This window comes from Paraburkholderia sp. XV, from assembly GCF_020177535.1.
Classification (GTDB): Bacteria; Pseudomonadota; Gammaproteobacteria; order Burkholderiales; family Burkholderiaceae; genus Paraburkholderia; species Paraburkholderia caribensis.
The window spans coordinates 21,758-46,153 of sequence record NZ_JAGUUD010000070.1; the positions used below are offsets into that span (position 1 = coordinate 21,758).

Annotated in this window: 23 protein-coding genes; 13 read left to right on the forward strand and 10 right to left on the reverse strand. The window is 65.2% G+C overall.

The window, feature by feature from the left end; translation table 11 throughout:
- Positions 1-57: 57 nt before the first annotated feature.
- The gene (locus KFO72_RS27230; RefSeq protein WP_054934550.1) at positions 58-942 is read right to left on the reverse strand and encodes a LysR family transcriptional regulator; all 885 of its coding nucleotides are present in this window, start codon (positions 940-942) and stop codon (positions 58-60) included.
- Positions 943-1,094: 152 nt separating this feature from the next.
- Here KFO72_RS27230 and KFO72_RS27235 point away from each other — a divergent pair, with 152 nt between their 5' ends.
- Positions 1,095-1,607: a Spy/CpxP family protein refolding chaperone gene (locus KFO72_RS27235; protein ID WP_225033438.1), complete on the forward strand. Its 513-nt coding sequence runs from the start codon at positions 1,095-1,097 to the stop codon at positions 1,605-1,607.
- Between the two features lie 190 nt (positions 1,608-1,797).
- The gene (locus KFO72_RS27240) at positions 1,798-2,235 is read left to right on the forward strand and encodes a PGDYG domain-containing protein (protein ID WP_054934549.1); all 438 of its coding nucleotides are present in this window, start codon (positions 1,798-1,800) and stop codon (positions 2,233-2,235) included.
- A 23-nt stretch (positions 2,236-2,258) separates the two neighbouring features.
- On the opposite strand, the gene KFO72_RS27245 is transcribed toward KFO72_RS27240, so the two are convergent.
- The 8 genes from KFO72_RS27245 to KFO72_RS27280 all read right to left on the reverse strand — a co-directional run bounded on the left by KFO72_RS27245 (position 2,259) and on the right by KFO72_RS27280 (position 9,835).
- Entirely contained in the window at positions 2,259-2,624 is a 366-nt protein-coding gene (locus KFO72_RS27245; protein WP_035990988.1) for a DUF3022 domain-containing protein, read from the reverse strand.
- A gap of 51 nt (positions 2,625-2,675) precedes the next feature.
- Positions 2,676-3,491, reverse strand: coding sequence for a YhfC family intramembrane metalloprotease (locus KFO72_RS27250; protein WP_054934548.1), 816 nt, complete (start codon positions 3,489-3,491; stop codon positions 2,676-2,678).
- A gap of 102 nt (positions 3,492-3,593) precedes the next feature.
- Positions 3,594-4,652 (reverse strand): LacI family DNA-binding transcriptional regulator, encoded by a 1,059-nt coding sequence (locus KFO72_RS27255; RefSeq protein WP_054934547.1) that lies wholly within the window; start codon positions 4,650-4,652, stop codon positions 3,594-3,596.
- Positions 4,649-5,617, reverse strand: a complete 969-nt coding sequence (locus KFO72_RS27260; protein ID WP_225033439.1) for a 2-hydroxyacid dehydrogenase — start codon at positions 5,615-5,617, stop codon at positions 4,649-4,651. The genes KFO72_RS27255 and KFO72_RS27260 overlap by 4 nt, the downstream gene beginning before the upstream one ends.
- Before the next feature lie 4 nt (positions 5,618-5,621).
- Positions 5,622-6,902: an MFS transporter gene (locus KFO72_RS27265; protein ID WP_054934552.1), complete on the reverse strand. Its 1,281-nt coding sequence runs from the start codon at positions 6,900-6,902 to the stop codon at positions 5,622-5,624.
- A gap of 122 nt (positions 6,903-7,024) precedes the next feature.
- Positions 7,025-7,987: a sugar kinase gene (locus KFO72_RS27270; RefSeq protein WP_107200971.1), complete on the reverse strand. Its 963-nt coding sequence runs from the start codon at positions 7,985-7,987 to the stop codon at positions 7,025-7,027.
- A gap of 37 nt (positions 7,988-8,024) precedes the next feature.
- Positions 8,025-8,789: a sugar phosphate isomerase/epimerase family protein gene (locus KFO72_RS27275; RefSeq protein WP_107200996.1), complete on the reverse strand. Its 765-nt coding sequence runs from the start codon at positions 8,787-8,789 to the stop codon at positions 8,025-8,027.
- A 131-nt stretch (positions 8,790-8,920) separates the two neighbouring features.
- On the reverse strand, positions 8,921-9,835 hold the full coding sequence (locus KFO72_RS27280; RefSeq protein WP_107200970.1) for a LysR family transcriptional regulator: 915 nt from the start codon (positions 9,833-9,835) through the stop codon (positions 8,921-8,923).
- Positions 9,836-9,956: 121 nt separating this feature from the next.
- Between KFO72_RS27280 and KFO72_RS27285 the strand changes: the two genes are divergently transcribed.
- The 8 genes from KFO72_RS27285 to KFO72_RS27320 all read left to right on the forward strand — a co-directional run bounded on the left by KFO72_RS27285 (position 9,957) and on the right by KFO72_RS27320 (position 17,570).
- The gene (locus KFO72_RS27285; protein WP_107200969.1) at positions 9,957-11,036 is read left to right on the forward strand and encodes a YeiH family protein; all 1,080 of its coding nucleotides are present in this window, start codon (positions 9,957-9,959) and stop codon (positions 11,034-11,036) included.
- A 204-nt stretch (positions 11,037-11,240) separates the two neighbouring features.
- Positions 11,241-11,978: a glutathione S-transferase gene (locus tag KFO72_RS27290; RefSeq protein WP_225033440.1), complete on the forward strand. Its 738-nt coding sequence runs from the start codon at positions 11,241-11,243 to the stop codon at positions 11,976-11,978.
- Between the two features lie 141 nt (positions 11,979-12,119).
- Positions 12,120-13,850, forward strand: a complete 1,731-nt coding sequence (locus tag KFO72_RS27295; protein ID WP_225033441.1) for a ClcB-like voltage-gated chloride channel protein — start codon at positions 12,120-12,122, stop codon at positions 13,848-13,850.
- 154 nt (positions 13,851-14,004) lie between these two features.
- Positions 14,005-15,342, forward strand: a complete 1,338-nt coding sequence (locus KFO72_RS27300) for a C45 family autoproteolytic acyltransferase/hydolase (protein ID WP_054934540.1) — start codon at positions 14,005-14,007, stop codon at positions 15,340-15,342.
- Between the two features lie 321 nt (positions 15,343-15,663).
- Complete coding sequence (locus KFO72_RS27305) at positions 15,664-15,915, forward strand: hypothetical protein (protein WP_054934539.1); 252 nt, start codon at positions 15,664-15,666, stop codon at positions 15,913-15,915.
- Positions 15,916-16,003: 88 nt separating this feature from the next.
- Complete coding sequence (locus KFO72_RS27310; protein ID WP_054934538.1) at positions 16,004-16,234, forward strand: DUF2795 domain-containing protein; 231 nt, start codon at positions 16,004-16,006, stop codon at positions 16,232-16,234.
- Between the two features lie 10 nt (positions 16,235-16,244).
- Positions 16,245-17,108: an AraC family transcriptional regulator gene (locus KFO72_RS27315; RefSeq protein ID WP_225033442.1), complete on the forward strand. Its 864-nt coding sequence runs from the start codon at positions 16,245-16,247 to the stop codon at positions 17,106-17,108.
- Between the two features lie 90 nt (positions 17,109-17,198).
- Positions 17,199-17,570, forward strand: coding sequence for a cupin domain-containing protein (locus tag KFO72_RS27320; protein WP_054934536.1), 372 nt, complete (start codon positions 17,199-17,201; stop codon positions 17,568-17,570).
- A 12-nt stretch (positions 17,571-17,582) separates the two neighbouring features.
- Here KFO72_RS27320 and KFO72_RS27325 read toward each other — a convergent pair whose 3' ends face one another.
- The gene (locus KFO72_RS27325; protein WP_054934535.1) at positions 17,583-18,203 is read right to left on the reverse strand and encodes a TetR/AcrR family transcriptional regulator; all 621 of its coding nucleotides are present in this window, start codon (positions 18,201-18,203) and stop codon (positions 17,583-17,585) included.
- Positions 18,204-18,459: 256 nt separating this feature from the next.
- On the opposite strand from KFO72_RS27325, the gene KFO72_RS27330 reads away from it, so the two are divergent.
- The 3 genes from KFO72_RS27330 to KFO72_RS27340 are packed head-to-tail and all read left to right on the forward strand — an operon-like array spanning position 18,460 to position 24,159.
- Positions 18,460-19,569, forward strand: a complete 1,110-nt coding sequence (locus KFO72_RS27330; protein ID WP_054934537.1) for an efflux RND transporter periplasmic adaptor subunit — start codon at positions 18,460-18,462, stop codon at positions 19,567-19,569.
- A complete protein-coding gene (locus KFO72_RS27335) occupies positions 19,566-22,688 on the forward strand; it encodes an efflux RND transporter permease subunit (protein ID WP_225033443.1) in 3,123 nt (1,040 codons plus the stop codon). Before KFO72_RS27330 ends, KFO72_RS27335 begins: the two co-directional genes overlap by 4 nt.
- A gap of 1 nt (position 22,689) precedes the next feature.
- Positions 22,690-24,159, forward strand: coding sequence for an efflux transporter outer membrane subunit (locus KFO72_RS27340; protein WP_225033444.1), 1,470 nt, complete (start codon positions 22,690-22,692; stop codon positions 24,157-24,159).
- Positions 24,160-24,396: the final 237 nt, after the last annotated feature.

Here is a 24,396-nt window from a genome sequence, read left to right on the forward strand (position 1 = left end):
TTGCGCGAATACATGCGCGCTGCACATATCGCGCAAGCGGCGCGCGTGTCAAGGACATCACGCGCCGAAGCGTTCGATCACGAAGTCGATGAAGCTGGTCAGCTTGGGTGTAGGTTGCCGGTCGCGCGGATAGATCAGATGCACGGGCGCGCCATCGGGCAGATAGTCTTCGAGCACCGATACGAGCGTGCCCTGGCCGATCTCGTTCGCGAGCAGCGCTTCGGGCTGCAAGACCAGACCGAAGCCGCGCAGCGCTGCCATCTTCAGCGCCTGACCGTTGTTCGCGCGAAACCGCCCCGGGCGCAACTGGTAGTCGCTTTCGGCATCGCCGTCGAGGCGCCATAAACCTTCGCGGCCCCAATGCAGAAAGCCGAGGCATTCGTGATGCAGAAGATCGGCCGGCGTCTTCGGCGTGCCCATGCGCTGCAGATAGGCGGGCGACGCACACGCGCGCATCCGGTAAGGTTTCAGCGGCCTTGCGACGAGACTCGAATCGGGCAGACGGCCAATGCGCACGGCGGCATCGAAACCCTCTTCGACCAGATCGAAGACACGGTTCGACAGATCGAGTTCGAGACTGACCTCGGGGTACTGATTGAGGTAGTCGGTCATCGCAGGCGAAAACACTTCGACGCCGTAAGTCAGCGGCACCGTCACCTTCAGTGTGCCGCGCGGCGCGGAAGTCATCGCTTCGGCGAGCGACTCCGCGGCCTTCACGTCGGCGAGAATGCGCCGGCACTGCTCGTAATACTGGCGGCCGATCTCGGTGAGGCTTTGACGGCGCGTCGTGCGCGTCAGAAGTCGCGTCGAGAGCTGCGTTTCGAGCGAGCGGATGTGCTTGCCGACCATCGCCGACGACAGATCGAAGCGCTCGGCGGCGGCTGTGAGGCTGCCCGCTTCGACGACGGCAACGAAGACTTCCATGCTGACGAATTTATCCACCGGCTATTTCCGATCGTTTCGGTTGTAAGCAGTTGTCGCAATCGAGACGCAATGCTGCGATATCGTGATACTAATAACGCACGGCATGATAGATGTCGACGTCGACACATCGTCCAGCTTTGGTCTCATACCAATAGACAACAGGAGTCTCAATGAAAAAAACTCTCGCCATTCTCGCTTCCGCGCTCACCATGAGCGCTGCCTTCGCGCAAACAGCAGCGCCCGCTGGCGCGTCCGCGCCGGCCATGTCGGCCGCTTCGCAGGGCGCGGGCAAGGCTAGCCACGAGCAGCGTGTCGAAGAGCGCATCAAGTATCTGCACACGCAACTGAAGATCACGTCGGCGCAGGAAGCGCAGTGGAACACATTCGCCGAAGTCATGCGCAGCAATGGCGAAGCGATGGGCAAGCTGTTCGAGGCACGCCGCGCAAATGCAAACGTGTCGGCGCTCGACGACATGAAGCAATACGCCGAAATCACGCAGGCACATGCCGACGGCACGAAGAAGCTCGTCGACGCGTTCGAGCCGCTGTACAACAGCTTCTCGCCGGAGCAGAAGAAACTGGCCGACACGACCTTCCGCCGCCAGTCGCCCGAAGGCCGCCCGCATCACAACCGGTCGCGCAAGCCGGCCGCGCCGGCTTCGGACGCGACCGTCAAGCCGTAAGCGGTACCGCATTGGTTAGCACAGCGCCTGCCCTCCGCGGCAGGCGTTTTTTTATTACGTGCCGCCGGAATCTGGCATCATGCGCGCCTGCGCCGCGTTTTCGATGCCGTTTGCATGCCGCCTGTCAGGGTCAGGCTTTCTTGCCGGGCTCCGTTACGCGGCCCTGTCAATCTCTGCGTTATCTCGCCTCATGATCGAACTCAAGAACATCGACCTGCTCACCGACCCCGCCGCGCAACGCGTCGTCAAGGACGAAACCGTTGCCGTGCAATTCGCCGCGGGCGACGGCGAACTGATGAGCCTCGAAGGACCGAACCGCTACGCGCCCGGCGACGCGCTGATCACGGGCTCGACGGGCGACCGCTGGGTCGTGTCGCGCGAACGCTTCGACGCGAAGTACCTGCCCGCCGACGCCGCGCTCGCACATGGCGAACCGGGCGCGTACCGCAATCGCCCCGCCGTCGTGCTCGCGAAGCGGATGGACGAGGCGTTCTCGCTCGCGCGCTCGGCGCAAGGCGGCGACGTCCTCAAGGGCACGGCAGGCGACTGGATCATGCAATACGCACCCGGCGATTACGGCGTGGTGCAGGCTGCGCGCTTCGCCAAGGTCTACCGGCTCGCCGACTGAGCCTGCCGTACCCGGCTTACGGCTTACGCAAACTCGTCGCCGAGATCGACGGTCACTTCGCGCGGTATGGTCTTGCCTTCCGCGTACTCTTCTTCGAGCGAGCCCAGCGTCGCTTCCACATAGGCGCGCAGTATGGCGAAGCTGCGGCCCCGCGCGCGCGGCGGCATCGCGCGATAACGCGCCAGTGCAGCGGGTGCGATGGCAACCGTCAGCTCCATGCGCTTCGCTGTCGAGCCGAAACGCATCGCGACCCAATGCACGACGATCTGCGGCACGCCGTTCTCGCCGGCACGCTCGATAAACTGCGTCTGCTCGGGAAAGAGATCGCTGATCACGCGCGCGAGCTCTTCGATCTCCGCGTTCGCGCATTCGTACTGATAGGCTTCCATGTCGATTGGCCTCTGGCCCTTTACTGTTGATCTGTGGATCTGCGTGGACGATCAGGCCGCGCGCGATGCGAGCCGGTGCAAGCGGATCAGCGCGGCGGCCACTGCGACCGCCGCGACGGCGTAGATTGCATCGACGGTCACGAGCGACAGCAGCCCCGCCTGCGACATCGCAGCCGGCACGTCGATCAACGCATGCGCGACGATCGCGACGGGCAGTATGGCACGCCAGCCGGCGCGCACGCCGCGCCACATCAGCACCGACAGCCCGATCTGGAACACCAGCGCCGCCACGCGTTCGAGCACGAACACGCCCGCCATGGCGGGCGATAGGCTCGCGAGCAGCAGATGGATGCGCATCAGCGGTCCCGCCGGCATATTGCCGAGATAGGTATCGAGTTGGCCGCGATTTTCGAGCACGCCGAACGCGATCCATTGCGCCTGCACCATCACGCCGATAAGCCATGCTTCCGCGCCGCCATGGCCGAGACCGTAGGCAAGCGCGGTGCCGTCGTTCGCTGCGCCGTGCGTCGCGCCGCCCGTCTGGCGCCGCGCGAGCCAGCGCATCGCGATGAAACGCCCCACCTCCTCGCAGATGCCCGCGGCCAGCGCGCCATAGACGACGAACGCGAGCGGGTCCGACAGCCACTCACTCGTCGCCGGGTTGTCGCGCAGCAGATAGTCGTTGAGCGCGCGCTCGATCACCATCGCGAACAGCGCGAACACGGCGATGCCCGCAATCGCGTCGCGCCGGTTCAACGCGAACGGCGCGCGCCAACGGCGGTACAGATAGATGGGAAGCAGCGCGACGAGGATCGTCGCGACGGCGAGCACGGCGAGCGTAACGGGAGAAACGGGCAAATCGGACATGGGCGTGGGACGGGCGCACTACAGGCGCAAAGTACGGAGCTCGCCGCGCATTGTAAGCGCGATGCCCGAATGCCGGCGGATTGGCCGGGATTGCGCGGGGGATCAGCGGGCCGTCGACGCGCGCTCGATCAGTTCGCCCGGCAGCAGACAATCGCGCGCGCTGGACTGCTCGCCGTCGATGCGCTGATGCAGAAACTCGACGGCGCGATAGCCGATATCGTAGGTCGGCTGGCGAATCGTCGTGATGCCGGCAAGCTCGGCCCATTCAGGGTCGTCGATGGACAGCAGCGCGACGCGCTTCTGCCAGTCCGGACCATGCCGCTGGTTCAGATGCCGCGCGAGGGCCAGCGCGACCGGCCCGTTCGCCGCAAACAGCGCGACGCCCGCCCGCGCATGGTCTTCGTGCGCGGCGATCGCCGCATCCAGTTCGGCATCGAGCGCGCTCAAGGTCTGCGCGAGTTCGTCGGCGTCGCCGAGTTCGAGCACGACGGTACGACCGCTCGCCTGCGGGTATTGTTCGAGTGCCTGGTGAAACGCCGCTTCGCGCTGACGCCGCGAGCTGATGTGTTCGAACGGTTGCACGACGAACCACAGCCGGTCGAAACCGCGTTCGACGAGATGCCGCGTCGCGAGCGCCGTTGCGCCCTGGTTGTCGAGGCCGACCATGTCGGTCACGAGCCCGTCGACCGACCGGTCCACCAGCACAGCCGGAATCCCGCCTTCGCCGACGGGCCGCAGCGTCTCTTCGCTGACGCCGAGCGCATTGACGATCACGCCTTCCACGCGATACGTGGTCAGCAGTTGCAGAAAGCGCCGTTCCATGTCGACTTCGTTCGCCGCGTGGCAGATCAGCGGCATGTAGCCGAGCGCGTGGCACGCAGCCTCGACGCCTTGTAGCACTTCGACGGAATAGGGGTTCGTCAGGTCCGCGACCAGCATGCCGATCAGGCGATTGCGCCCGCGCTTGAGGCCGCGCGCCATCTGGTTCGGCTGGTAGTCGAGCCGTTCGATGGCGGCTTCGATGCGCGCGCGCAGTTGCGGCGACAGCACGCTCAATTCGCCGTTCAGATACCGCGAGATGCTGGTCTTGCCCGTGCCCGCCTCGCGGGCGACGTCGCTGATCGTGGCGCGGCGCGGTGCGCCTGACGGCGGCGTGTTCATTGCGCCAGCACGTCGCGGTTGACGATGTTGATCTTCAGCGTGCCGTCGAGCGCGCCAATCAGGTTTTCCGCCGCGCAGCGCGCCATGGCGTGACGCGTCTCGTGCGTCGCCGAGCCGATGTGCGGCAGCGCAACCACGTTCTTCATGGTCAGCAGGGGCGAGTTGGGATCGACGGGTTCGCGGTCGAATACGTCCAGGCCCGCGCCGTGGATCGTGCCCGCCTTCAAGGCTTCGATCAGCGCATTTTCGTCGACTGTCTGGCCGCGCGACGCGTTGATCAGGATCGCGCTGCGCTTCATCTTGCGCAGTTCGTTCGCGCCGATCAGGTGACGCGTTTCCGGCGTCAATGGAACTTGCAGGCAGACGAAGTCGGACGTCGTGAGCAGTTCGTCGAGTTCGACGCGACGCGCGCCGTAGCGCTGTTCGGCTTCCGTGTTCGCGCTGCGGTTCGTGTACAGCACCTTCATGTTGAAGCCGAGCGCCGCCCGCCGCGCCACCGCGCCGCCGATCCGCCCAAGACCGACGATACCGAGCGTCTTGCCCTGCACGTCGACGCCGTACAGTGCGGGGCCGATGCTCGCCTTCCACTCGCCCGCCTTCACCCAGTCGGCCAGTTCGACGACGCGCCGCGCGCTCGCGAGGATCAGCGAGAACACCGTGTCCGCCGTCGACTCCGTCAGCACGTCAGGCGTGTGCGCGAGCACGATGCCGCGCTTCGTCAGGTCGGGGACGTCGAAGTTGTCGTAGCCGACGGAGATCGTCGACAGCGCCTTGAGCTTCGCGGCGCCGTCGAGCATCGCCGGCGTGATCTTCACGCTCGCACCGATCGCGCCGTCGGCGTCCTTCAGCGCGGCGACGAACGCGTCGTGCTGCGCGGCGTCCGCCTGCACGACATCGGCATGCTGCCGGAGATAGGACAGCACATCGTCCGGCAGCGGCTTGTAGGCGACGATCCTTCGCTTCATCGGATTACTTTCCTTGCAACGGGGTGGCGAGTTTCGGAGTCTGCATCGGCTGCGGCTTGACGGCAAGCGTCAATATCACGGCGGCGATCAGCGCGACGCTCATGAACACGTACGACGCCGAGGGCGAGCCCGTCGCGCCGTTCAGGTAGCCGACCACATACGAGCCGACGAACGAGCCGAGCGCGCCCATGCTGTTGATCAGCGCCATCGCGCCGCCTGCAACGTTCTTCGGCAGCAGTTCCGGCACGATCGCGAAGAACGGGCCGTACGGCGCGTACATCGCGGCGCCCGCGATCACCAGCAGCGCATACGACATCCAGAAGTGCGTCGAGCCGAGCGCATACGAACCCGCGAAGGCGGCCGCGCCGATCAGCAGGAACGGCCACACGAACGCGCGCCGGTTGTTGAGTTTATCCGACGCCCACGACGCCGCGAGCATCGCGATCGTCGCGGCCAGATACGGCAGCGCCGAGAGCCAGCCCGTCTCGACCATGCCGAGCGACGAACTGTTTTTCAGAATGGACGGCAGCCACAACACGAAGCCGTACACGCCGATGCTCCAGCAGAAGTACTGCGCGCACAGCTTGATGACGGCGGGCGAGCGGAATGCTTCGCCGTAGTTGCGCATCGGCTTGATCGCGGCCTGCTCGGCGCGCAGCGTATCGGCGAGCTGTTTCTTGTCCGCATCCGACAGCCATTTCACCTGCTCGGGCTTGTCCTTCACGATGAACCACCAGCAGACCGCCCAGAGGATCGCCGGCACGCCTTCCGCGATGAACATATGGCGCCAGCCGAACGAATGCACCAGATAGCCCGACACGACCGACATCCACAGCACCGTCACGGGGTTGCCGAGAATCAGGAACGTGTTGGCACGCGAACGCTCGCGCTTCGTGAACCAGTTGCTGATGAAGATCAGCATGGCAGGCATCACGGCCGCCTCGACGACGCCAAGCACGAAGCGGATCACCATCAGCGACGGAATGTTGCTGACCACGCCCGTCAGCGCCGCGCAGCCGCCCCACAACACCAGGCTCCAGAACACGAGCTTCTTGACGCTTCTGCGCTCCGCGTAGATCGCACCGGGAATCTGGAAGAAAAAGTAGCCGAGGAAGAACAGCGCGCCGATCAGCGACGACAGCCCCTTGCTGATGCCCAGATCCTGATTGATGCCGGCGGCGGCGGCGAAACCGTAGTTCGCGCGGTCGAGATAAGCGAGGCTATAGGTGATGAAAACGATCGGCATGATCGTCCACCAACGTCGAATCGCGAGTGATGAGGACATGAATGTCTCCTGTGTCTTGCTGAGGCGGTCGGTTGGCGTGCCGTTGAGCCGCGGTTTGCTCGTCGGAGCGTGCGCGCGGCTGGGCATCTTGTTGTCGTGTCGTGCTGCTGGATCGTGAAACGTTATGCGGCGAGCGTGTCGGCGCTTTCGAGTGCATCGAGTTCGAGGCGTGTCGGCAGGCCTTCCGAATCGCCGATCACCTGGATCGCGAGCGCGCCGATGCGATTGCCGCGCGCCACTGCCTGCGGCAGCGTGCGGCCTTCGAGCAATGCGCTCACCACGCCGACGGCGAAGCCATCGCCCGCGCCGACGGTATCGACCACTTTCTCGACGCGCTGCGCCTCGACGACGCCCGAACCGGCCGCTGTCCGGTAATACGCGCCCTGCGCGCCGAGCTTGACGACGACGCCTTTCGCGCCGCGGTCCAGGTAAAACTGCGCGATGTCTTCCGCTTTCGTATAGCCCGTCAGAATCTCGCCCTCACCGATGCCGGGCAGCACCCAGTCGGCGAAGGTCGCGAGTTCGTTCAGCGCGGCCGCCATCGCTTCGCGCGACGGCCACAGCGTCGGGCGCAGATTTGGGTCGAACGAAATCGTCTTGCCCGCCTGCCGCATTTCGCGCGCCAGATGGAACGCGAGTTCACGCGAACTCGCCGAGATCGCGGGCGCCACGCCCGTCAGATGCAGATGGCGCGCGGGCAGCACGTAGCCGGGCACGTAGTCGTCGAGAGACAGGTGGCTGGCCGCCGAGCCCTTGCGGAAATACTCGACAGCGGGATCGCTGCCGTCGTCGTTCTTCGATTTCAGCTGGAAGCCGGTCGGATAGCGCGCGTCGGTCGTCACACGGCTCGCGTCGATCCCTTCCTTCGTGAGCGTGTCCCGCACGTACTGGCCGAACGAATCGTCACCGACGCGGCTCAGGTAGCCCACCTTGAAGCCGAGCCGCGACAGGCCGATCGCCACGTTGAGATCGGCGCCCGCGATGCGCTTCGTGAACTGGCCGACGCCCGCGAGCGCGCCCGTTTCGGCCGCGACGAACATCGCCATCGCTTCGCCGTAGGTAATGACATCGAGTGTCGGATGCATGGCTTCTCCTGATGATTCGCTGCGGGTTCGCGCCGTCTTACATGGACGCGAGCTGCGCGACGTGGTGCGACGCGTCCTCGGCGATGCGCGTCGCGTCGAACGGGAATTCGATGCCGCGCGGCACGTTGCGCGGCAGAAGCGGCAGCACGGCGGCGAAAACGGGATCGCCGGCGGCGGGCGCGACGGCGAAACGGCGCGCGCCTTCACCCGCGACCGCCTTGCAGTGGATGTACTCCACGTGGTCCGCGAGCTTGCGCGCGGCCTCGACGGGATCGACACCCGGCCACTGCCAGTTGCCGATGTCGAAGGTCATGCCGATGCGCTTGTGGTGGCCTTCCTTCGCCAGCGCGGTAAAGAGCCCGTCGAACTGCGCGAGCGAGCCGCCGCGCGCCAGTTGCCCGTTCTCGACCACCAGCCGCGCCGCGACACCCTTCGTGCACGTGGCGATCGCGTCGCCGTGCGCGCGTCCCGCGAAACCGCCCAGCTGCAGCTTGACGAAGCGCGCACCGAGCGCCGTCGCTTCGATCAGCGCCTCGCGCAGCGTGGCTTCGTCGAGCGCGCCATCGTGTGCGTAGAGCTCGGCGGGCGTCGAGTACACCGACCACAGGCCTTTCGCCGCAATCGACTTGCCGAGCGCCGACAGCGCCTCCACCGACGCTTCCGCCTCCAGCGCAAACAGCTCGCGCCGCACTTCGAAACCGGCTGCGCCGGCTTGCGCCGCCGGCTTGAGCCACGCGTGATGACCGTCCTTGCGGATCGCATCGGCCCCAAACGCACTCGCGACGATCACTACTTCCGGCATGCCTTCCACCTTGCTTTATTGCTCAAAAACGATCTTTGGAATCGGTTCCAAAGACAGGTATCAAAAAAGCGCCCTGGCGCTTGCTGCGAATACTGCCGCGCGTCGGCGCCTCACGCCATAGTGGTTATCCCCTAACGGCCGGACGCACTGGTGGCTGGCCGCGTGTCACCGCTCAGGCACAGGTCGAGAAAGCGTCCGACGAGGCGCGACGGCGCGCTCGCGTGCGGCACGACGATCGAAAACCGCCGCGTCAGCGGCTCGGGGCCGAGCGGCAGGCGGCACAACGCCTCGTTCTCGTGACGCATCGACATCGCCGACACGAAGCCGACGCCCATCCCGGCGCGCACCGCCTCCTTCACCCCTTCGACGCCTGCGATGGCGAGTGCGACGCGCATCGGCACGCCCGAGCGCGCGAAAGCGCGCTCGATCAGCTGCCGCACGCCGGAGCCTTCTTCCCGCAGCACGAGCGCGTGCTCGCTCAGTTCCACGAGCGTGACGGCGGCCACGCCCGCCGCCGCGAGCGGATGCGAGCGCGGCATGATTGCGACGATCTCGTCCTCGTGCCACGGATGCACGGCGGTATCCGGCGGCAAATCCCCGCCGACCTGCCCTTCGACCAGCGCGATATCGAACGACGCCAGCGCACCGACGATATCCGCCGTGTTGCCGTCGTCCGTATGCACGGTGACGTCGGGATGACGGCGCTGGAAGGCGGCGATCAGATACGGCAGCAGATAGCTGGCGGGCGTGGTGCTCGCGCCGATACGCAGCGTGCCCTGCTCCATGCCGCGCAGCGCGTCGCGATACGCATACGCCTGGCGGAACGTGTCGCGCAGCCGCGCGGCATAGCTGGCCAGTTGCTCGCCGGCGGGCGTGAGGCGCACGCCGCGGCCTTCGCGTAAATACAGCGGCTCGCCGAACTCGTCCTGCAATTGCCGCAACTGGCCGGACACGGCGGGTTGCGACAGATGCAATGCGAGCGCGGCACGGCTGATATTGCGGTGCTCGGCGACGGCGGCGAACGTTATAAGCTGATCCGGGGTCATGGAAGCAAAGTATCAGATTCGCCGATATATTTCATCCCAAATCACGATTTCTCATATCGATATATCTAAATTAGGATTAGGCCATCGAGTCAACCAACCTTCGGCAAAGAGGTTGTAGCCCATGTCCACTGCTCCCACCGCTCACACCCATGCCGTTTCCGCCGCGTCATCGACGCGCGGCCAGATCAACGGCATTCTGTTCGTCGCGCTGTTCGCCGCCGCCGTCACCCGCATCGCCGCCATTCCGTCGATAGCCAATCTGGGCATCAGCCCGCTGATCGTCGGCATCGTCGGCGGGATGATCTACGGCAACGCGCTGAAGGACGGCATGCCCGAAAGCTGGGCCGCCGGCGTCAATTTCTCGGCCCGCAAGCTGCTGCGCATCGCCGTCGCGTTCTTCGGGCTGCGCGTGAGCATTCAGGAAATCGCGCAAGTCGGCCTGCCGGGTCTCGCCGAATCCCTGCTGATCGTGGTCAGCACGCTCGTGATCGGCACCTGGGCGGGCATGAAGCTGATGAAGCTCGACCGCGACAGCGCGCTGCTCACGGCAGCGGGCAGCGCGATCTGCGGCGCGGCCGCCGTGCTCGCGTTCGAATCCACCTTGCAATCGAAGCCGCACAAGAGCGCGATGGCCGTCGGCAGCGTGGTGCTGTTCGGCACGCTGTCGATGTTCCTGTACCCCGCGCTGCTGCGCGCCGGCATCCTGCATCTGGACACCACGGGCGTGGGCCTGTTCTTCGGCGGCACGATTCATGAGGTCGCGCAGGTGGTGGGCGCCGCCAGCAACGTGAGCCCGGAAGCGACGCATATCGCGACCATCGTCAAGATGACCCGCGTGATGCTGCTGGTGCCCGTGTTGCTGATCGTCGGCATGTGGGTGAACCGCTCGGCGCGCGGCGCCGCCGCGAAGGATGGCGCGCATGCGCCGCGCAAGCTCGCCGTGCCCTGGTTCGCACTCGGCTTTCTCGCCTGTGTCGCCGTGAACTCGCTGCATATCCTGCCCGAAGCCGCCACCAGCACCATCAACATGCTCGACACCTTCGCGCTGACGATGGCCATGACGGCGCTCGGCATCGAAACACGCCTCTCGCAGATCCGCGACGCCGGTCCCCGTGCGCTGACAACAGGCCTGATCCTCTACGTATGGCTGTTCGCAGGCGGTCTCGGTATCACGTGGCTCGTCCAGCATCTGCTCGGCTAAGCGCCGGCATCCCGCCCGAACAAGCCCCGCCGCGCGCGGGGCTTTTGTGCTTTCCGGGCTGCAACTTCGCGATCGGGCCCGGGCGCTTTCTTGCCTGGCGACAGGCACACCTGCGGCAAGCATCGCGCGGCATACTTCTAGCTCCCTTTCCGTGTGCAAACGTGGCGCGCTCCGCGCCGCCGACAACCGAACAAGGACCGACCGATGACTTATCAGCTCTATTACTGGGATGGATTGCAGGGCCGTGGCGAATTCGTGCGGCTGGCGCTGGAAGAAGCGCGCGCGGACTATGTCGAGGTAGCGCGCGGCGACGAACAGGACGGGCTCGGCACGGGCGCGATGATCGACGTGATGGACAGCCGGTCGGAAGCGTACCTGCCCTATGCGCCGCCCTTTCTGCAGGACGGCGACCTGATCGTTTCGCAGACGGCGAACATCCTGTTCTACCTCGGGCCGAAGCTGAATCTCGCGCCGCAGGTCGAGAGCCTGCGCTACGTCGCGAACGGCCTGCAGCTGACCATCGCCGACATGGTCACGGAAGCGCACGATACGCACCACCCGCTCGCCTCGGGCATGTACTACGAGGAACAGAAAGACGCCGCCAAAATCCGCGCAACGGATTTCATCGACAACCGGATTCCGAAGTTCATGGGCTATTTCGAGCGTGTGCTGAAGCAGAACCCCGCCGGCGACAAACACATGGTCGGCGACACGCTGACCTATGTCGACCTGTCGATGTTCCAGCTGATCGACGGGCTGCATTACGCCTTTCCACGCGGAATGAAGCATTTCGGCGAGCGTCACCCGCGTCTTGCGAGGCTGCACGACGCGGTGCTCAAGCGCCCGAACATCGCCGCCTATCTCGACTCGGAACGGCGTCTGCCTTACAACGAAACCTGCGTTTTCCGGCACTACCCGGAACTGGACAAGGACCCGCGTTGATACGCACTGACGGCATCTTTTCGCCACGTTGCGGCGCGCATGCCCGCTAGCGCGCCCCTCTTCAACCTGTCGTCGCGCAATGCCGATACCATGCGAAGGCTTGCGCGCCACCCATACCAACCCTAAACGCCCGCTCCTGCCGTGCTTTCATTCCTGCTGAGACTGCGCACCCGCGCCGCCCATCTCTTCCGCCTGTCCGACGCGCATACGATGCTGGTGTGGTCGGTGATCGTCGGCATCGTGGGCGCCTTCGCGACGATTGCCTTTCGCGAAGGCATTTCGCTGATGCAGCGCGCGTTCACTGGACAGGACGGCAGTCTCGTCGAAATGGCCCGGCGTCTGCCCATTGCGATGCGTATCGCGTTGCCCGCGTTGGGCGGACTCGCCGCGGGCGTGCTGCTCGTCATCGCGCAGCGTGGCGCCGACAGGAAACAGCATACGGATTACATGGAAGCCGTCGTGATCGGCGACGGCGTCGTGCCCGTGCGCCTCAGCCTGTGGCGCAGCGCGTCGTCGCTGTTCACGATTTCGAGCGGCGGCTCGATCGGCCGCGAAGGGCCGATGGTGCAGCTTGCCGCATTGTGTGCGTCGCTGATCGGGCGCGTCGTGCATTTCGACCCGCCGCGTCTGAAGCTGCTGGTGGCGTGCGGCGCGGCGGCGGGCATCACGTCGGCATACAACGCGCCCATCGCGGGCGCGTTCTTCGTCACCGAACTCGTGCTCGGCTCGATCGCGATGGAAAGTTTCGGGCCCGTCGTAGTGGCGTCGGTGGTTTCGAACATCGTCATGCGCGAGTTCGCCGGTTACAAGCCGCCTTACGAGATGCCCGTGTTCCCGCCCGTCGCGGGACTCGAAGTGCTGTTGTTCGTCGCGCTCGGCCTGCTGTGCGGCGCGGCCGCGCCGCAGTTCCTGCGCCTGATGGACACCGCCAAGGCCGGCTTTCGCCGCCTGCCCGTCCCGCTCCCCGTGCGGCTGGCGCTTGGCGGCCTGATCGTCGGCATTCTGTCGGTGTGGACGCCGGAGGTGTGGGGCAACGGCTATAGCGTCGTCAACGCGATCCTGCATTCGCCATGGACCTGGTCGGCGCTCGTCATCGTGCTGGTGTTCAAGCTGATCGCGACGGCGGCGACGGTCGGCTCGGGCGCCGTGGGCGGCATCTTCACGCCGACGCTCTTCTTCGGCGCGGTGCTCGGCTCGCTGTTCGGGCTCGGCATGAATGCGCTGTGGCCGCACGCGACATCCGCGCCGTTCGCCTACGCGATGGTCGGCATGGGCGCGTTTCTCGCGGGCGCCACCCAGGCGCCGCTGATGGCGATCCTGATGATCTTCGAAATGACGTTGAGCTATCAGGTCGTGCTGCCGCTGATGGTGTCGTGCGTGGTCGCGTATTTCGCGGCGCGTGCGATCGGCAAGACGTCGATGTACGAGGTCACGCTGCACCGCAACCGCGAGGAACAGGAGCGCATGCGGCTGCGCGCGACGCAGATGCGCGAGCTGATCCGCCCGCCGCAAACCGTCGTGCAACCGGACGCGACCGTGCAGGACATGACGCGCGTGTTCCTCGAATACCCCGTCAAGTATCTGTACGTGACGGACGACAGCGGCTGCTTTCTCGGCGTGGTCGCGCTGAAGGACATCACGTCCGATCTGCTCGACAAGCGCGACACGTCGGCGAAAACAGCGGCCGATTATCTGCAGCCGCATTTCGACGTGCTCACGCCCGACATGCCGATCGGCGTCGCGCTCCAGCACTTCATGGCGTTCCAGGGCGAACGGCTGCCCGTGGTCGAAAGCGCCGCACGGCCGACGCTCGCGGGCGTGGTCTACAAGACGTCGCTGCTCGATGCGTATTTCCGCATGAACCCGCGCTAGCCGTCATCGCGTGTGCGGCACGCGTCAGGCGCATGGCAAAGCGCGCCAGGTTCCCTACAATGGATTGACCATGAACGAGCCGCAAGCCGCATCCCGCGATGCACGGCGCTGAGCAACGCCGGCGGAGATGCCCGCACTGCGAGCGGGAGCGAGTATGAGCAAACCGTCCATCGATGCCGTGCGCCGCGACCACGCTGGCTGGATCTTCGTGCATATCGAAGGCGAGCCGTACGAGCGGGGCGAGCAGCACGGCACCTTGCTCGCCGCCGAAATCCAGAGCGCGATCCACACCGCCCGCTATCTCGCGAAATGGGACACGGGCGAGGAATTCGACACGTTCGTCAATGCCGCCGTCGAGCAGTTCGCGCCACGTATCGACAGCGAATCCGCCGACGAGATCCAGGGCATCGCCGACGGCGCCGGACTCACGTTCGCCGAAGTGCTCGCGTGGAACGGTTATATGGATTTGCTGCAAAGCTGGTGGCCGCAGCACGCCGCGCAGCAGAAGCCGCAACTCGGCCTCAAGCCGTGGCGGGGCCGCCGCGGGCATCACTGCAGCGCGTTCATCGCGACGGGCAGCGCGACGCGCGACGGACGCATCGTGATGGCGCACAACTCGTGGGATCGCTACGCCGCGGGCGACGCGTTCAATGTCGTGTTCGACATCGTACCCGCGGCGGGCAACCGGATTCTGATGCAGGGGCTGCCTGGCTGCATTTCCAGCCTGACGGATTTCTGGGTGACGTCGGCGGGCCTGATGGTGACGGAAACCACGATTTCGAATTTCGCTGGCTACAACGCATCGGGCGCGCCCGAGTTCTACCGTTCGCGGCACGCAACGCAGTACGCGAACAGCATCGGCGAATGGTGCGAGATGTTCGCGCTCGCGAACAACGGCGGCTACGCGAACAGCTGGCTGCTCGGCGATGCGAAAACGGGCGAGATCGCGCGGTACGAACTCGGCCTGCATTACTCCGGCTTCGAAAGCACGAAGGACGGCTTCTACAGCGGCTACAACACGGCCACCGATCTGAAAATCCGCAATCAGGAATGCACGGGCGAAGGCGAGGACTACACCGACGTGCGGCGCAACGGCGCGCGGCGGCTGCGTTTCATGCAACTGGAAGAGACACATCACGGCAGGATCGACGTCGAGCTGGCCAAGCAGATGATCGCCGACCATCACGACGTCTATCTCGATCGCCCGGACAATCCCTGCTCGCGGACCATCTGCGGACACCTGGAGCTGGACGACCAGCGCTTCGGCAGCTCCGATCACGGCCCGTTCAATCCGTGGGGCGCGAACGACGGCAAGGTGGTCGACAGCGACATGGCGCGCGACATGGCGTTTTTCGCGCGCTGGGGCCATCCATGCGGCCGGCCGTTCGACGCGCAGGCGTTCATGAAGCGCCATCCGCAGTGGAACTGGCTGAACGGCTATATGCGCGACCGGCCTTCGTGGCCGTGGACGCGCTTCGACGTGTTGCGCTGACAGTTCGCACGCGGTTCGTGCCGGGTTAACGCCACCCGCTTTCTACATAGAGGATGCGCGGCGCATCGCGCGGACCCGCGCCGGCGCTGGCTCGGGCACGCCTGCCCGACACGAAACCGCCTCGAACCTCCATCAATCGAAGCCGATTTCCGTGCTTCCCGGCGCCTCACCAGCGCTTGTAAAAATAACTGGCGTAATATGAGGGGGACGCGCGGTGCTCGCAGACGGCGACCGCGTGGGGCGGGCGCCAGTACGTCGTTGTCGTAATGGCATACCGCTTGCATGCAGTTCCTGCGCTGCCAGGCATAAGGAGGTCGAGCGATGAAAACCTCGACGCTGTTGATCATGGTGACGTTGTCCGCTTCGTGTTTCGCCGCGCCGGTGCATACGGCGACGGACGGCACGATCGACACGGCCGCCGCCCGCGCCAACGCTGCCCCCGTCGCGCCCGCCGCGCCGGACGTCGCGGCCCAGACCGACATCCGGCCGGAGCGATGGGAGCACATCGCGCTGCCGAAGTCGAGGCATCTGGATCGAGGCTTCGTGGCACGGGATGAACATCTGCAGACATGACGGCGCGAAATACGTCGACCTCGACCATGATTCGATGGGCGGATCGTCCCGCTCGCGCCAGCCACTTTCAGAACAACGGAGCGCAAGCATGACGGGATCGGCTATTCCGGGTGAATCGATTGACCTGCAGATCGCAGATATCCTGAGCGGCGTCACCTACCCGCTCAACAAGGACGCGCTCGTCGATGCCGCGCGCGATGCCGGCGCCAGCAACGAGGTGCTGTCGATGCTCGACGGCCTGCCCGAGCAGGATTACGCGGATATCGAATCGGTGACGAAACTGATCGGCAGCAATTTCGGGCCGGGCCTTGGCATCTGACGGCGAATCCATGCAGGACCTTGGCTCGACCGCCGTAGCGGCAAACGGAACGCCTCTGGACAGTGCGCGGCGCAACCACGACTGGATCCGGCGCGCGCCCGCGCGGGACGGCGTCGAGCGCATCGAGGCATTCTTCCAGCACAACGGCTACGCACTGCACCGGCACGATACTTACGCGATCGGTTGCACGCTGGCGGGCGTGCAGAGCTTTCACTACCGGCGCAGCGTGCGCAACAGCCTGCCCGGCGGCACCATGGTGCTGCACCCCGACGAGGCACACGACGGTCAGGCGGGCACCGCCGAAGGCTTCCGCTACCGGATGATCTATGTCGAGCCCGCACTGTTCCAGGCGGCGCTCGGCGGCAAGCCGCTGCCGTTCATCGAAGGCGGTTTGTCGGACGATCCGCGTCTCGCGGCCGCGACGCAAGCGCTGCTGCAAGGCATAGACCGCGCCATGGACCCGCTCGAACAGGACGACGCGCTCTTCGATCTCGCGCATGCGCTCGACGCCGTGTCGGGCGCGCGGCCACTGCGCGCCTCGGCCGACTTCCGCGCCGCGCAACTGGCGCGAGACTACCTGCACGCCGCGCTCGAACGCCCAGTGACGCTCGATGAACTGACCGCCGCGAGCGGCCGCGACCGCTGGAGCCTGTCGCGCGATTTCCGGGCGTTCTTCGGCACCAGCCCGCATCGCTATCTGACAATGCGGCGTCTCGATGCCGCGCGTCAATCGATGCTCGGCGGCATGGCGCTGGTCGATGCCGCCGCGACTGCGGGTTTTGCGGATCAGAGCCACATGACGCGGCACTTCGTGTCCGCTTATGGCGTGACGCCATCGCGCTGGGTGCGCATGATCAACGCGCAAACCCGCTGAGAACCGCGAGCGTTTGCACGAACGTTCAAGACGCGTGCACGGCCGCGTCTTTACACTCGACGGCATCGACTTTCAACACAAGGAAACGCGATGTCCTCCTCCTATTTCCCCATCAATTTCGCCAGCAAGCTGAGCCTGATCAACGATCAATGGCAAGCGCGCGTGGTCGCCGAGATGAACGACTACCAGTTCAAGCTGGTAAAGATAGAAGGCGATTTTATCTGGCACGATCACGCGGATACGGACGAAACATTCATCGTGCTCGACGGCGAGTTGCGCATCGACTTTCGCGACGGCGCGGTGAAGCTTTCAGCGGGCGACATGTTCGTCGTGCCGAAGGGCAAGGAGCACAAGCCCTACGCGGAGAAAGAAGTGAAACTGCTGTTGATCGAGCCGCGCGGCGTGAAGAACACGGGCAGCGAAACCAGCGAACGCACCGCCGCCAACGACGTCTGGATCTGAGCGGCCCGCGCGCTATTCCATCGTCCTGCCGAACACGACGCGCGCGAAGAAACTGCCGAGCACTTCTTCCGCGCGCCCGGCCGAAAAACGTTGAGGATCGACGGTAAAGAAAAACTGCATGCCGTCGCACAAACCCATCAGCCCCAGCGCCAGCGTCTCGGCCGGCAACGGCAGCGGCGTGCCGACGCGCACCGAAAACTCCGTGATGTACGCCGTGAGTTGCTCGAGCTTCTCATGCATGAACGCATTGAAGCGCACGCGGAACCGCACGTCGCGCGCGGCCAGCAGCTTCGCCTCCACCCACAGCAGGAAGCACTTGTTCTCGCTCGGCATGCGGCTGTAATAGCGCAGCACGCTCGCTTCCATATCTTCCCGCGTCGCGTTCGCTTCGAAGATGTTCTGCAGATCCGCCTGCATCGACTCGTGATCGCGTCGCAACAACTCCAGAAACAGTTCGGGCTTGCTGCGGAAATTCGAATAGAACGCGCCGCGCGTGTAACCCGCCGCCTCCGCGATGTCTTCGACGCTCGCCGCGACGAACCCCTTCTTCATGAAAATGGCCTGCGCAGCATCCAGCAGACGCAGGCGCGTCTGGTCTTTGCTCTGTTCGCGAGTGAGTCGTTTGCGTTTCATGTTTAACAGTCTAGCATCGTTCCCCAACACGATTCAGTTTTGCATTCAGATACAGCCGTGTATTAGAATGCAATTCACCATCTGAAGCAATGAGCCGCGTTGCGACGCGAAACGAAACGCTCGCGGCCCGCTTCGCTGCACGCCGTCGGTAGCCTCTGGCTTGCCGTATCCGTTTGCATCTCAGCCTGGGGGCATCGTGAATCGTTCCCGTCGTGGCGCGCCAGCCATCGCGCGCAAGCAGTCCACCTGTTCCGCGTTGCTTCATCGCGCCCCGCTCGGCGCACTCGTGCTGGCGGCCGCGCTCGCACTCGCCGCATGTCACAACAAGGAAGCCGCCGCGCCTGCGCCGCGGCCCGTCGTCGCCGTCGCCGTGCATGCCGACGGCCAGCCGCTCGCTGCCTCGCTGCCGGGCGAAGTACAGGCGCGCTATTCGACGCCGCTGTCGTTCCGGATCGCCGGCAAGATCATCGAGCGGCGCGTGCGGCTGGGTGATGTCGTGCAGAACGGCCAGGTCGTCGCGCGGCTCGATCCCGCCGACGCGCAGAAGAACGCCGCCAGCGCCGCCGCGCAACTCGAGGCCGCCCAGCACCGGCTCGTGTATGCGAAGCAGCAGCTCGACCGCGACCGTGCGCAGGCGCGCGAGAACCTGATCGCGCAGACGCAGCTCGAACAGACGGAAGACGCGTACGCGTCGGCCGCGGCGCAACGGGATCAGGCGCAGCAACAGGCCGCGCTGGCGAAAGATCAGCTTCAATACGCAACCCTCACCGCCGATCACGCGGGCGTCATCACGGCCGAACAGGCGGATACGGGGCAGAACGTGTCGGCGGGACAAGCCGTCTACAACCTCGCATGGTCGGGCGATGTGGACGTGGTCTGCGACGTGCCCGAAGGCGCGCTCGCATCGCTGCGCGTCGGCCAGATGGCCAGCGTCAAGCTCGGCGCGCTGCCGGGCCGCACATTCAACGCGCGCGTGCGCGAACTGTCGCCCGCCGCCGATCCGCAAAGCCGCACGTATCGCGCGAAGCTCACGCTGGACCAACCCGGCCCCGACGTGCGCCTCGGCATGACGGCCGACATCGACTTCGCGCACGACAACGCCGCCGCGCATGCCAGCCTGTACACGCTGCCGGCCACAGCGCTGTTTCACGACGGCACGCAGCCCGCCGTCTGGATCGTGAAAAGCGGCAGCGATCAGCTCGAACTGCGCCGCGTGCAGGTCGCGCATTACGCCGAGCGGACCGTTGCGATCTCGCAGGGATTGAATGAAGGCGAACGTGTCGTGTGGCAAGGCGTGCATACGGTGACGGCGGGCGAGACAGTCCGCGTCGTGCCGCCGTTGCATCCCGAGGATTTCGCGTCATGAGCGCAGTGCACGACGAAGAAGGACGTTTCAACCTGTCCGCGTGGGCGCTGCGTCATCAGGCGCTGGTGGTGTTTCTGATCACGCTGGCGACGGCGTTCGGCATCCTCGCCTATACGAAGCTCGCGCAATCCGAAGATCCGCCGTTCACGTTCCGCGTGATGGTGATCCGCACCTTCTGGCCCGGCGCGACCGCGCGCCAGGTGCAGGAACAGCTCACCGATCGCATCGGCCGCAAACTCCAGGAAACCCCCGCGATCGATTTTCTGCGCAGCTATTCGCGCCCCGGCGAATCGCTGATCTTCTTCACGATGAAGGACTCGGCACCCGTCAAGGATGTGCCGGAGACCTGGTATCAGGTGCGCAAGAAGGTCGGCGATATCGCGCAGACGCTGCCGCAAGGCATTCAGGGACCGTTCTTCAACGACGAGTTCGGCGACGTCTACACGAACATCTATACGCTCGAAGGCGACGGGTTTTCTTCAGCGCAGCTGCGCGACTACGCCGACGAATTGCGCACGGTGCTGCTGCGCGTGCCGGGTGTCGGCAAAGTCGACTATTTCGGCGATCCCGATCAGCACATCTATGTCGAGATCACGAATACGCAGTTGACGCGCCTCGGCATTTCGCCGAATCAACTCGCCCAGGCGATCAACTCGCAGAACAGCGTCTCGCCGTCCGGTACGCTGACAACTTACGACGACCGCGTGTTCGTGCGCCCCACAGGACAATTCAAAGACCTGAATGCGCTCGCCGACACGTTGATCCGGATCAACGGACGCTCGTTCCGGCTCGGCGATATCGCGACCATCAAACGCGGCTACGACGATCCGCCCGTCACGCAAATGCGCTTCCAGGGCAAGCCCGTGCTAGGCATCGGCGTGACGATGCAGCCAGGCGGCGACGTGATCCGGCTCGGCAAGTCGCTCGACGAGAAGATGAAGGACTTGCAGGCGCATCTGCCCGCAGGCCTCAAACTGGTCGAAGTATCGAGCATGCCGCACGCCGTCGCGCGGTCCGTCGACGACTTTCTCGAAGCCGTCGCCGAAGCCGTGGCGATCGTGCTGGTCGTCAGTCTCGTGTCGCTGGGGTTACGCACGGGGATGGTGGTCGTCATCTCTATTCCCGTCGTGCTCGCCGTGACGGCGCTGTGCATGTATCTGTTCGATATCGGTTTGCACAAGGTGTCGCTGGGCACGCTGGTGCTCGCGCTCGGGCTGCTCGTCGACGATGCCATCATCGCCGTCGAAATGATGGCCGTGAAGCTCGAACAGGGCTGGAGCCGCACGCGTGCCGCGGCGTTCGCCTATACGAGCACCGCGTTTCCGATGCTGACGGGCACGCTCGTCACCGTGTCCGGTTTCCTGCCCATCGCGCTCGCCAAGTCGAGCACGGGCGAATATACGCGCTCGATATTCGAAGTGTCGGCGATTGCGCTGATCGCGTCGTGGCTCGCGGCTGTCGTGCTGATTCCGATGCTCGGCTATCACCTGCTGCCCGAGCGCAAACGCCAGCCGCACGAACCCGAGGATCACGAGCACGACATCTACGAAACGCGGTTCTATCGACGCCTGACAGGCTGGATCACGTGGTGCATCGAGCGGCGTTTCGTCGTGCTCGCGATTACCGTGATTCTGTTCGTCGTGTCGCTTGCGGGCTTCGCGCTCGTGCCGCAGCAGTTCTTCCCGAGCTCCGACCGCCCCGAACTGCTCGTCGATGTGCGGCTGCCCGAAGGCGCTTCGTTTGAAGCGACATTGCGCCAGGCGCAGCGCATCGAAAAGGCGCTTGCGGGCCGGCCCGAAATCGATCATTCGGTAAACTTCGTCGGCTCGGGCGCACCGCGTTTCTATCTGCCGCTCGACCAGCAATTGCAGCAGCCGAACTTCGCGCAGTTCGTGATCACGGCGAAGTCAGTCGAGGAGCGCGAAAAACTCGCGCGCTGGCTCGAACCCAAACTGCGCAACGACTTCCCCGCGATCCGCACACGCCTGTCGCGCCTCGAAAACGGCCCGCCTGTCGGCTATCCCGTGCAGTTTCGCGTGAGCGGCGACGACATCGCGACGGTGCGCGGCATCGCCGAGAAAGTGGCCGCAACGATGCGCGCGAACCCGGGCACAGCCAACGTTCAGTTCGACTGGGACGAGCCCGCCGAGCGCTCGGTGCGATTCGAGGTCGACCAGAAGAAAGCGCGCGAGTTGGGCGTGACGTCGGCGGACGTATCGAGCTTTCTGGCGATGACGCTGTCGGGCTACACGGTCACGCAATACCGCGAGCGCGACAAGCTGATCAGCGTCGATCTGCGCGCGCCGAAGAACGAGCGCGTCGACCCGTCGCAACTGCTGACGCTCGCGATGCCCACGCCCAACGGCGCGGTGCCGCTCGGCGCACTCGGCCGCATGCGCGACGACCTCGAATATGGCGTGATCTGGGAGCGCGACCGTCAACCGACCATCACCGTGCAGTCCGACGTGCGCGGCAACGCGCAAGGCATCGACGTCACGCATGCCGTCGACAAACAGCTTGCGCAGATTCGTTCGACGCTGCCCGTGGGCTACCGCATCGAGATCGGCGGTTCGGTCGAGGAAAGCGCGAAGGGACAGACGTCGATCAATGCGCAGATGCCGATCATGATCATTGCCGTGCTGGTGTTGCTGATGATCCAGTTGCAGAGCTTCGCGCGCGTGCTGATGGTCGTGCTGACCGCGCCGCTCGGCCTGATCGGCGTGGTCGCGACCTTGCTGCTGTTCGGCAAGCCGTTCGGCTTTGTCGCGATGCTGGGCGTGATTGCGATGTTCGGCATCATCATGCGCAACTCGGTGATTCTCGTCGATCAGATCGAGCAGGACATCGCGCAGGGACACAAGCGCTTCGATGCGATCGTCGGCGCGACGGTGCGGCGCTTCCGGCCCATCACGTTGACGGCCGCCGCCGCCGTGCTCGCGCTGATTCCGCTGTTGCGCTCGAACTTCTTCGGCCCGATGGCGACGGCGCTGATGGGCGGCATCACGAGCGCGACGGTGCTCACGCTGTTCTATCTGCCCGCGCTGTACGCCGCGTGGTTCCGGGTGCGCGGCGAAGAGCGCGATCCGCGCCCTGCGCCGTCCGACCATTCGGGGAACTGACATGAGCCTTGTTTCGATGACCCGTAGGTCTGTTGCCGTAGCCGTTGCTTGCGTGTTCGCGGCGGCCTGTTCGTTCGGCCCGAACGGCAATCCGCCCGCAATGCCCGAACCCGCGCACTATGGCGCCGATCCGCAACCGGCGCAGACCGTGCCGGCGCAAGGGGTCGCGCAGCAGTTCGTGGTGGGCGCGAAGGCGGTGCCGCAATGGTGGCGCACGTTCGAATCCGATCAACTGAACGCGCTCGTCGACGAAGGCTTGCGCAACAGCCCGACGCTCGCCGCCGCCGACAAGAGTCTCACGGCTGCACGCGAGCAGTTGCGCGCACAGGTCGGCAGCAACATGTTGCCGACCATCGACGCGGGCGGGCAGGCGGCTCGCCAGCGCGCGCTGGCGATTCCCGAGATCGGGCCGAATACGTTTCTGTACAACACGTTCGTCGGGCAGTTGCAGGCGCAGTACACGTTCGATATTTTCGGCGCGTCGCGGCTCGCGAATGCGGCGCTGGCGTCGCGTGTGAACGTGCAGGCGTACCAGTTCGATGCGGCGCGGCGCGCGCTGGCTGCGAACATCGTGGCCGCGGCGATTTCGGCGGCGATGCTCGACGCGCAGGTGCAAACCACGGAGCGGCTCGTCGCGCTCGCCGACGATCAGGCGCGCGACACGCAGCGCCGCTACGCACTCGGCGCGGTATCGCATGGCGATCTGTTGAACGCACAGCAGAGCGCTGCTTCGCTTGCCGCGAGTCTGCCGCCGGCACGCCAGCAGTTGCTGACGACGCGGCATGCGCTTGCGGTGCTGCTCGGACGTACGCCGGACGAGGCGCCGCCTGCGCTCGATCTTGCGTCGCTGCATGTGCCGGACCAGGTGCCCGTCTCCGTGCCTTCCGATCTGCTCAAGGCACGCCCCGATATTCAGGCCGCCGATGCGACGCTCAAGGCTGCAGCCGCCGATGTCGGCGTCGCGACTGCGCAGATGTTTCCGAGCTTGACGCTGAGCGCGTCGATGGGACAAGGGGGATTCAGCTGGCCTGTTGCGCTGTCGGGCGCGGGGGCGATCTGGAGCATCGGCGCATCGATCACGCAGCCGATCTTTCATGGCGGTGCGCTGTTTGCACAGCGGCGCGCGGCTGTCGCTTCGTATGATGCTGCGACGTCGCAGTACAAGCAGACGGTGCTGGCGGCGTTTCAGAATGTCGCGGATACGCTCGCCGCGCTCGAGCATGATGCCCAATCGCTCGATGCCGCGAGTGTGGCTGCGCTTGCCGCGCAGAAGTCGTTTGAGGAGACGGCTGCGAGGTATCGGCTGGGGGCTGTGCCGGTTACCGCGGCGCGGGCTAGCGAGCAGCAGTATCGCAATGCGCGGCTTGATGAGATTCGGTTTACCGGTGCGAGACTGAACGATACGGCGGCGTTGTTTCAGGCGATGGGGAATCCTCCGGGCGAAGGATTGGCGTCGCCTGTTGTGCAGTGAATCTCGGGGTTGGTGTTATCAACGGTTTTTGTTCACCGGCTTGTTCTAGCGGGGGCGGTTTGGTTTTGGTTTGTTTGGTTTTGGTTTGTTTGGTTTTGGTTTGTTTGGTTTTGGTTTGTTTGCCTTTGCGCTGGCAGCCGCGTTTTGCCCTTTGCGCTGGCATCCGCGTTTAGCGCTTTGCCCTGGCATCCGCGATTCGTTAGCGTGCTTCACGCGTCGCCCCTGTGCGGGGCGGCA

Coding starts and splice junctions, on each gene's coding strand:
- KFO72_RS27310 (WP_054934538.1), top strand. CDS start 16,004: ATGACGGGATCGGCTATTCCGGGTGAATCGATTGACCTGCAGATCGCA.
- KFO72_RS27290 (WP_225033440.1), top strand. CDS start 11,241: ATGACTTATCAGCTCTATTACTGGGATGGATTGCAGGGCCGTGGCGAA.
- KFO72_RS27300 (WP_054934540.1), top strand. CDS start 14,005: ATGAGCAAACCGTCCATCGATGCCGTGCGCCGCGACCACGCTGGCTGG.
- KFO72_RS27265 (WP_054934552.1), bottom strand. CDS start 6,902: ATGTCCTCATCACTCGCGATTCGACGTTGGTGGACGATCATGCCGATC.
- KFO72_RS27235 (WP_225033438.1), top strand. CDS start 1,095: ATGAAAAAAACTCTCGCCATTCTCGCTTCCGCGCTCACCATGAGCGCT.
- KFO72_RS27255 (WP_054934547.1), bottom strand. CDS start 4,652: ATGAACACGCCGCCGTCAGGCGCACCGCGCCGCGCCACGATCAGCGAC.
- KFO72_RS27325 (WP_054934535.1), bottom strand. CDS start 18,203: ATGAAACGCAAACGACTCACTCGCGAACAGAGCAAAGACCAGACGCGC.
- KFO72_RS27270 (WP_107200971.1), bottom strand. CDS start 7,987: ATGCATCCGACACTCGATGTCATTACCTACGGCGAAGCGATGGCGATG.
- KFO72_RS27250 (WP_054934548.1), bottom strand. CDS start 3,491: ATGTCCGATTTGCCCGTTTCTCCCGTTACGCTCGCCGTGCTCGCCGTC.
- KFO72_RS27260 (WP_225033439.1), bottom strand. CDS start 5,617: ATGAAGCGAAGGATCGTCGCCTACAAGCCGCTGCCGGACGATGTGCTG.
- KFO72_RS27335 (WP_225033443.1), top strand. CDS start 19,566: ATGAGCGCAGTGCACGACGAAGAAGGACGTTTCAACCTGTCCGCGTGG.
- KFO72_RS27280 (WP_107200970.1), bottom strand. CDS start 9,835: ATGACCCCGGATCAGCTTATAACGTTCGCCGCCGTCGCCGAGCACCGC.
- KFO72_RS27320 (WP_054934536.1), top strand. CDS start 17,199: ATGTCCTCCTCCTATTTCCCCATCAATTTCGCCAGCAAGCTGAGCCTG.
- KFO72_RS27275 (WP_107200996.1), bottom strand. CDS start 8,789: ATGCCGGAAGTAGTGATCGTCGCGAGTGCGTTTGGGGCCGATGCGATC.
- KFO72_RS27245 (WP_035990988.1), bottom strand. CDS start 2,624: ATGGAAGCCTATCAGTACGAATGCGCGAACGCGGAGATCGAAGAGCTC.
- KFO72_RS27240 (WP_054934549.1), top strand. CDS start 1,798: ATGATCGAACTCAAGAACATCGACCTGCTCACCGACCCCGCCGCGCAA.
- KFO72_RS27285 (WP_107200969.1), top strand. CDS start 9,957: ATGTCCACTGCTCCCACCGCTCACACCCATGCCGTTTCCGCCGCGTCA.
- KFO72_RS27315 (WP_225033442.1), top strand. CDS start 16,245: ATGCAGGACCTTGGCTCGACCGCCGTAGCGGCAAACGGAACGCCTCTG.
- KFO72_RS27305 (WP_054934539.1), top strand. CDS start 15,664: ATGAAAACCTCGACGCTGTTGATCATGGTGACGTTGTCCGCTTCGTGT.
- KFO72_RS27340 (WP_225033444.1), top strand. CDS start 22,690: ATGAGCCTTGTTTCGATGACCCGTAGGTCTGTTGCCGTAGCCGTTGCT.